General features: G+C 29.4%; 8 protein-coding genes, 1 tRNA gene and 1 riboswitch. Of the genes, 8 read left to right on the forward strand and 1 reads right to left on the reverse strand.

Going from position 1 to position 8348, the window contains the following annotated elements; all coding sequences use genetic code 11:
• From L21TH_RS04820 to L21TH_RS13715, 3 genes are all read left to right on the forward strand, one after another.
• The coding region (locus tag L21TH_RS04820; RefSeq protein WP_034429357.1) for a transposase at positions 1–278 on the forward strand (278 nt) is incomplete at its 5' end.
• 587 nt (positions 279–865) lie between these two features.
• Entirely contained in the window at positions 866–1177 is a 312-nt protein-coding gene (locus L21TH_RS04825; RefSeq protein ID WP_006310760.1) for a hypothetical protein, read from the forward strand.
• A 175-nt stretch (positions 1178–1352) separates the two neighbouring features.
• A complete protein-coding gene (locus L21TH_RS13715) occupies positions 1353–3308 on the forward strand; it encodes a M28 family metallopeptidase (protein ID WP_006310764.1) in 1956 nt (651 codons plus the stop codon).
• Positions 3309–3599: 291 nt separating this feature from the next.
• Here the strand turns inward: L21TH_RS13715 and L21TH_RS04835 are convergent, their stop codons facing one another.
• Positions 3600–4361 carry an FAD-dependent oxidoreductase gene (locus L21TH_RS04835; protein ID WP_155848311.1) on the reverse strand — a complete coding sequence of 254 codons (762 nt, stop codon included), beginning with the start codon at positions 4359–4361 and terminating at the stop codon, positions 3600–3602.
• A 258-nt stretch (positions 4362–4619) separates the two neighbouring features.
• Here L21TH_RS04835 and L21TH_RS04840 point away from each other — a divergent pair.
• The 5 genes from L21TH_RS04840 to ribH all read left to right on the forward strand — a co-directional run.
• A tRNA-Sec gene (locus L21TH_RS04840) sits at positions 4620–4716 on the forward strand.
• Between the two features lie 70 nt (positions 4717–4786).
• A riboswitch (FMN riboswitch) is annotated at positions 4787–4905 on the forward strand.
• Positions 4906–5031: 126 nt separating this feature from the next.
• Positions 5032–6132, forward strand: coding sequence for a bifunctional diaminohydroxyphosphoribosylaminopyrimidine deaminase/5-amino-6-(5-phosphoribosylamino)uracil reductase RibD (gene ribD / locus L21TH_RS04845; RefSeq protein WP_006310769.1), 1101 nt, complete (start codon positions 5032–5034; stop codon positions 6130–6132).
• Positions 6133–6135: 3 nt separating this feature from the next.
• A complete protein-coding gene (ribE, locus tag L21TH_RS04850) occupies positions 6136–6786 on the forward strand; it encodes a riboflavin synthase (protein WP_006310770.1) in 651 nt (216 codons plus the stop codon).
• 16 nt (positions 6787–6802) lie between these two features.
• A complete protein-coding gene (locus L21TH_RS04855; protein WP_006310771.1) occupies positions 6803–8014 on the forward strand; it encodes a bifunctional 3,4-dihydroxy-2-butanone-4-phosphate synthase/GTP cyclohydrolase II in 1212 nt (403 codons plus the stop codon).
• Positions 8015–8016: 2 nt separating this feature from the next.
• Positions 8017–8348, forward strand: a 332-nt coding sequence (gene ribH / locus L21TH_RS04860) for a 6,7-dimethyl-8-ribityllumazine synthase (RefSeq protein ID WP_034429359.1), incomplete at its 3' end; no start/stop codon positions are given.

Raw genomic sequence — 8348 nt, forward strand, 5'->3', positions numbered from 1 at the left:
CTTCTTCTAACTATGGTTATACATTAAAATATAATTGGAAAGAGAACCCAAGACATTGGGGTTATCCCTTAAGATCTTCAGATTTATGGCAAAAACTTTATGATAAAAGAACATCTGTTGAAAGATGTAATAGTAGACTTAAAAAGTATCTAAACTTAGATAATATAAGGTCTAAAGGTATTAAAAAAGTCAAAGTCCATTCATTACTAAATTGTATTGCACTCATAGCTGGAACAATTGCTTTAAATTCAAGAAAGTCTATTGATAAAGCTGCCTAACGGCAAATAAACTTTAAATAATGATTAGGAGGTTATTGCAATTTTATAAAACTGTATATAAGTTTTTAAAAATCTCATTTTTCAATGAGCTATCGCTCTATGTCCTTTTTTTCGGTTTTATAAAAAGTTAATTATGCAATTTCCTCATTTATTAAAAATAAAGCACACTAGAAGAAACTTTAAAAACAAAAGTGAAAAAATGATTTAAAAATTCACTTTTTTAGCAATAATCATTGATTTTTTTTACATTAATAGTATTATTATAATACAACAACATAAAACAAATATTTACATATATTTACACACAAGTTATTTTTATACAATTTAGGTATTAAGATGGCCGTCTTGAATACATGTAAAGTATTAAATATTAATGGTTTCACTAATAAATAAAAATTATATACATATGATATATCTCAAAATAAAGAACAAATTAAACTATATATAATGTTTATATGTATTGATAAAATTAAAAAAGTAATATGTTATAGGGTTCATTAACTTTCTCAGTTGAGACTTACAACAGAATTAACTATGCTTACTAGAAATATAGTAAGAATTTAAAATAAAATTAAGGAGGATAATAAATGAAAAACTTTAAAAAAGTTGTTACATGGATTATACTAACTGGTATACTATTAATTTCCATGAATTTTAATGCATATGCTCATCAAGATAATAATGATAATATACCAGAATTACTTATTGACTATTTAATCAAATCTAATATAGATTCAAAAAATGAAATAGTTGTACCAATGGGAACACCGAAACATATTTGGAATCTTATTAGTATTACTAATGGGTGGTATCTTTATAGATGCTATGAACATGTAGATGGACCCCATGATAAGTTAAATTATGGGCCTTTACCAGATTACCAACTTATTGAGTTCTAACTTAGCATAAATATATAAAAATATAATGTAGAGCCAATGATACTTTAAATATAGTAGTCTTTAATAAAAAAGCATTGTTGGTTCTATATTTAATTTATAAATTTTAAGGTAATATAAAAGTAATTTTATAGTAATATTATAGGTAGTACATATTAAACATAAGGAGACTAAGTACATGAAAAAAATAACTATATTTATTTTATGCATTCTGATAGTATTGATAAGTGGATGCACATTTGAAACTAGCAATGTAGAAGACCTTCCTTATAATACTGTAAAAATATTTACTTCAGATGATTTAAAGGGAAGGCTTACTGGAACGGAAGGAAATGATAAAGCATTAGAATATCTGCAAAAAGCCTTAGAGGATATAGGATTAAAATCATATCATGAAGATAGTTATTTTCATGAATACGTACAAACAGTTTATCATCCATATAAACAAGAACATTCCTTTATAATAACCTTTGAAGATAATACCACTAAGGAGTGTAAATATGGAAATGAATACTTAGACCCCTATTTAATGGACTATGTAGTAGATTGTCCAGTTACATTAAATACTGATGATGAAGACTTGAAAAATAGGGTTATTGTATTGGATGAAAAACACAATGTAAATAATTTTAAAGGAAAAGTAAAAGCAATACTTATAAAAAAGAAATATTTCTTTAAAAATTTAAAAGAAAAAAGGGAAGGGACTCCGATAATTCAAATTAATGATGAACTTTATAAAATACTAAAGGATAAAAAAGTGAAGAATGTAGCAATAAAATCTATATACAATAGTGAAAAAAAGAAAGCAAAGAATGTAGTAGGTATTATACCAGGAGAAAACAGAAAAAAAGCACTTGTGTTTTCAGCACACTTAGACCATGTTGGCTGGGCAGGAGATAAGATTTTTAAAGGAGCAGTAGATAATGCATCAGGGGTAGCAGTATTGTTAGATTTATCTAAAAGATTAAAAGAATATTCAGATAACAATCCCCTCTATATGGATATAGTTATATGTTTTTTTAATGGAGAGGAATCGGGGCTAAATGGAAGTAGTGCTTTTGTAAAAGATATTAAAGGTAAATATGAATATATTTACAACATTAATGTAGATTGTGTAGGAATGAAAGGTGAAAGGAACTTAAAAATAGATAATGATAGTAAAATTAACTATGAATTGGTTAAAAACTTAAGGGATGAATTTTCTAAGTATAATATTTCTTTTGTTACTGGGGTTTCAACAGATATAAGTGACCATTATTCTTTTATAGAGAATAATATATGTGCTATTAACATAGAACAGTCAAATGTTAACAAAAATGGGGAAGGAATACATACAATAAAAGATACAATTGAATTAGTTGATTTCGATTATCTGCACAAAGTTGTTAAAGCTTTATATGATTTTACTATACATAATAATGGGAAAACATACAATTTTGGAGAAGGGGATTCTACAAATAAAACTGATATTTATTCTGATATGAAATTATTTAATCAGTTAATTGAGATACAAAGTAAGGAAAATCTAGAGTATAATAAATACAAAATTATTAAACATAAAGATAGGTTTTTTCAAATAACAGGGATTCCATCATTCGAGAAGGTAGAGAAGGTTAAAGAGTATTATTCTGATATTAGCTTTATACAAAAAATAGGAGATTATGAGTTGAAGAATATAACAATTGGAGAAAAAGGGTATGAACTAGGGATTAGAGAAGTGAAAGATGTAGATGTTTCAAACTTAGATGTTTCTAAAGCTTATGAAAGAAATCTATCAAAAGATAATATTGAAAGTATTTTTATGGAGTATGAAAAGAATATTGAAAGATTTAGTATAGAAATTTCAAGAGGAAACGAGAATATTGACCACATATATAAAACTTATAATTTAATACCGATTACAGTGGAAGGTGTTGAATACTTGCTAATGGAGCAAAAGCTCGGAAAGGTAAAAATAGGTATATATAAAAAAGTGAATATAGATCATAAAAGCTATTATGTTACTATTTATTACTTTGGAAAAGATTATAAAGAAATTAATGGTGTGAGCTATCCAGATAATAATGTTGATGATTTAAGTAGACTTATTAAGCAAATTGACTACAGAAAACTGATAAAAGGACTTAGTATATAATTTAATTTTTAATTTTAAGGTAAAAGAACGGGGCCAGAGGATAAAAAATAGACTTTGACTACAAGTGAACATAGAATTATGTAATTAAAGCAACTTAGTGTAAATATTCATGTTACATTATTATATGATTTTGTACTATATTCATTAATTATCTCACTTACAGAATTCTTAACTGATAGGTATAAATTAGCTATTGAAGGCTCAGAAACTAACGAACCAATCAAACAAATATTACTATCCTTTTGTCTTTCACTTATTTCCTGATAAAAATTTTGGTAACATTATGTTTTTTTAATGTGGAAATATATACCGTTGTTTAGTTGTTATCAAATTATTTATATGAATTCCTAAATTTTCAATGTCATCTGTTATTCCATTGATTAAATCTTTTTGGACGATTCCATATGCATAGGCTACAAGTATGGTTCTATTGTTTCGTTTAAAAGTATGGAAAAATTGTATTTTACCTTTTTTACCTAGATTGGCTTTATAATAGGTTGTTCCTAAGTTTTTATTGCTTACTTCATATGCACAAGTGACAAATGGGTTTGTATCAATTTTATTCATTAATTGGTTATAGAAATCATCCTTAATGACATCATTTGGCAGCTTTGTAGTAACAAGTACTTTGTCGTAATAGTCAGAACCAAAAAGAGTTTCGACTTTTACTTTGTTACCTATAATTTCTATATTATTAACTTCAATAGAATATCTTATATCTGAAACGTTTTCACTGAGTTTCTTAATAAGCTCTGAAGTACCCTTGTTGATGAATAAAAGCTTATCACCACGTATAAAAGAATATATGGTCTCTGCATTAAATACCTTAAGTGCATAATAAGCCTGGATATCACAGATATTTCCAAACCCATAAGATGCGAGGGGAGGAGTAATCACTTGACATATAGTGTTCAAATTATGCTGTCGGAGAAATGTGCAAAGAGGTATCATTAAGTCTTCATGAATATACCCATAATTTATACAATTAAGCGATGTAGAATATTTTTCTAATAAAACTTCAGGTTTAGCCAGTTCATTTATTAGTAAAATCACATCTTTTTTTAAAAGAAGAAATTTATTCACATACAAGTTACTATAAAAAAAGTATTTTGGCTAATAATCTTTAAATCCAAATCCTCTATTATTTGTTTTTAGTAACATGAGTGAAGCTTTCAAACACGACGGTGTGAAGAGAGAGTACTCTTTTACCTATTTCGACGGCGAATCGACGGCGAAAAGTAATTCGTCGACCCCTTGACAATTTCTGTCGATTTGCTATAATGTAGTAGTGTCAACAACTTCATAAGGTATGGGAGTAGATGGGTGCTGGTGTGCCCTCTGGTCTTCAAAACCAGTACGGGGCGTTAGGAGCGTCCTGGGTGGGTTCGATTCCCACATACTCCCGCCATTACTTGTTTATAATAATGTTGACAGAAAATAATGATGGTTATATCATATATACTAACTGAATACGGTAAATAATCCTTCAGGGCAGGGTGAAATTCCCGACCGGCGGTATAGCCCGCGAGCTGCTTAAAGCAGTTGATCTGGTGAGATTCCAGAGCCGACAGTATAGTCTGGATGGGAGAAGGATAGATGAGTCTGCTATCAACTCTATGCACTATGATTGTGCTATAAGTCAGACCATGTATTAGTGTTGACATATAAAGCCCTGAAGATTATCTTCAGGGCTTTAATTTTTACTTAAAAAGGGTGTGGTTAGATGGATATTAAATATATGAATAGAGCTATTGAATTGGCAAAGTTAGGAGCTGGATATACAAATCCTAACCCACTAGTGGGTGCAGTAATCGTAAAGAATAATAAAATAATTGGCGAAGGGTATCACAAAATATATGGTGGTCCACACGCTGAAGTAGAAGCGATAAGAAATTCAACAGAAGACTTAATTGGCTCAACTATGTATGTTACTTTAGAACCCTGTTCACATTACGGAAAAACTCCTCCTTGCGTTAATGCTATAGTTGAAAAAGGAATTTCAAAAGTGGTAATAGGTATGAAAGACCCTAATCCATTAGTAGCAGGAAAAGGAATAGAAATTCTTGAGGCAAATGGTATTGAAGTTATTACAGGTGTATTAGAAGAAGAAGTAAAAAAGTTAAATGAAATATTTATAAAATATATTACTACAAAGGAACCATTTTGTATTATGAAAACAGCAATGACAATTGATGGTAAGATTGCTACTAAAAATGGTGATTCAAAATGGATAACAAATGAAAAATCTAGGGAATATGTACATGAGTTAAGGCATAGAGTTTCGGCTATTATGGTGGGTATTGGTACTGTGTTAAAAGATAATCCTTTGCTTACTACTAGAACTAATGAGGAAAAAGGGAAAGATGCCTTAAGAGTAATAGTTGACACAAGCTGTAGAATTCCACTAGATGCAAGAGTTTTAAATTTAAAGTCAAATGCAAAAACCTTAATAGCTACTACTGAAAAAGCAGATAAAGAAAAAATTAAAGCTTTAAAGGATAAAGGGGCAGAAATCTTATTTATACCAGTTAAAAAAGGTAAAGTAGATTTAAAATATCTTGTAAGTAAATTAGGTGAGATGAGTATTGATAGTATTTTATTAGAAGGAGGTAGTACTCTGAATTCTTCAGCATTAAATGAAAAAATAGTAGATAAGGTAATAACATTTATAGCACCCAAAATAGTTGGAGGTAAGGAAGCAAAGACACCTGTGGATGGAGAAGGAATAGGATTTGTAAAAGATGCGATTATACTTAAACATATAGAAGTCTCTAAGTTTGATGAAGATGTTATGATAGAGAGCTATATTAGGAGGAGAGATTAGTATATGTTTACTGGAATTGTAGAAGAAATAGGAATAGTTAAATCAATTATTAATAGCTATAATTCTTCAACTATTATGATAGAAGCTAATAAAATTTTGCAAGATATTAAATTAGGGGATAGTATTAGCACTAATGGGGTTTGTTTAACAGTTACAGATTATGATAATAAAAGTTTTACAGTTGATGTGATGCCAGAAACTATAAATAAAAGTAACTTAAAAAAATTAAAAAAAGGAAGTAAAGTAAATTTAGAAAGGGCATTAAAAGTAGGGGATAGACTTGGAGGACATATTGTAACTGGTCATATCGATGGGGTTGGAATAATTGGAGAATTTAAAAAAGATGATAATGCCATATGGGTTTCAATTTCAACTTCTGAAGATATTCTTAAATATATAGTTTATAAAGGCTCAATAGCTATAGATGGAATAAGTTTAACAGTTGCATATGTAGATAAAAAGCAATTTAAAGTCTCTATAATACCACATACACAACATATTACGACATTAGTTCAAAAAAATATAGGCGATGAAGTAAATTTAGAATGTGACATGATAGGTAAATACATTGAAAAGTTTTTAAATTTACAAAAAACAGAAGATTCAAAACAAGGATTGGATATAACTTTTCTCAAAGAGAATGGATTTATATAAAAATGGGGTGATTAAGATGTTTAAGTTTAATACTATTGAGGAAGCTATAGAAGATATTAAAAAAGGAAAGGTGATTGTAGTAGTAGACGATGAAGATAGGGAAAATGAGGGAGACTTAGTAATGGCTGCAGAAAAAGTTACTCCTGAGGCAATAAACTTTATGGCTAAGTATGGTAGGGGTCTTATATGTGTACCTATGGTCAAAGATAGGTTAGAGGAATTAGATATATATCCTATGGTATCAAATAATACTGACCCAAAGGAGACAGCTTTTACTGTATCAGTAGATGCAAAAAATACTACTACTGGTATATCTGCATATGAGAGAGCAGAAACGATACTAAAGTTAGTAGATAAAAACTCTACTAAAGAGGATTTTAATAGACCAGGACATATTTTTCCATTAGAAGCTAGAGATGGTGGTGTACTAAAAAGGGCAGGACATACAGAAGCTTCTGTAGATTTAACAAAATTAGCAGGTCTTTATCCTGCTGGCGTAATATGTGAAATAATGAATGAAGATGGAACTATGGCCAGAGTTCCACAACTAATGGAGTTTACGAAAAAACATAATCTAAAAATAATAACTATTGCTGATTTGATTGCTTACAGAAGAAAAAATGAATCACTAATAGAGAGAGTATCTGAAGCTAGTATGCCTATAAAGTATGGTGAATTTAAGATAATAGGATATGTAAATAAGCTTAATGGCGAGCATCATGTAGCTTTAGTAAAAGGTGAAATAAATAATGAAATGCCAGTTCTTGTTAGAGTACATTCAGAATGTTTAACAGGAGATGCATTTGGTTCTTTAAGGTGTGACTGTGGAGAGCAGCTTCAATCTGCATTAAGTGCAATTGAAGAAGAAGGAAAAGGAATACTTTTATATATGCGACAAGAAGGAAGAGGAATAGGCCTAATAAATAAAATTAAAGCATATGCTCTTCAAGACAAAGGAATGGACACAGTAGAGGCTAATTTAGCATTAGGATTTCCTGAAGATATGAGGGATTATGGAATTGGGGCTCAAATATTGGCAGATTTAGGAGCAAAGAAAATAAGATTGATGACTAATAATCCAAAAAAATTATCTGGATTATCAGGATATGGTATTAAAGTAGTGGAAAGAGTACCACTACAAATACAATACAACAAAACTAATGAGTTTTATTTAAAAACTAAACAACATAAAATGGGACATTTATTAAATTTTGAGGAGGTTGAATAGCTATGAGAACATATGAAGGTAATTTAATAGGAAATGGATTAAAGGTTGGTATTATTATAGGTAGGTTTAATGAATTTATTGGAAGTAAGTTGTTATCAGGAGCAATTGACGGCCTTAAAAGACATGGAGTTGAGGATGAGAATATTGAGATTGCATGGGTACCTGGAGCCTTTGAAATACCATTAGTTGCGAAAAAAATGGCAAAAAGTAAAAAATATGATGGCGTAATATGTTTAGGGGCAGTTATAAGGGGAGCAACACCACATTTTGATTATGTATCTAATGAAGTATCTAAAGGAATTGCAGCAGTGTCCTTAGAATCAGAAATACCTGT

The sequence above is a fragment of the Caldisalinibacter kiritimatiensis genome, assembly GCF_000387765.1.
GTDB lineage: Bacteria > Bacillota > Clostridia > Tissierellales > Caldisalinibacteraceae > Caldisalinibacter > Caldisalinibacter kiritimatiensis.

Coding starts and splice junctions, on each gene's coding strand:
- L21TH_RS04825 (WP_006310760.1), top strand. CDS start 866: ATGAAAAACTTTAAAAAAGTTGTTACATGGATTATACTAACTGGTATA.
- L21TH_RS04855 (WP_006310771.1), top strand. CDS start 6,803: ATGTTTAAGTTTAATACTATTGAGGAAGCTATAGAAGATATTAAAAAA.
- ribE (WP_006310770.1), top strand. CDS start 6,136: ATGTTTACTGGAATTGTAGAAGAAATAGGAATAGTTAAATCAATTATT.
- L21TH_RS13715 (WP_006310764.1), top strand. CDS start 1,353: ATGAAAAAAATAACTATATTTATTTTATGCATTCTGATAGTATTGATA.
- ribD (WP_006310769.1), top strand. CDS start 5,032: ATGGATATTAAATATATGAATAGAGCTATTGAATTGGCAAAGTTAGGA.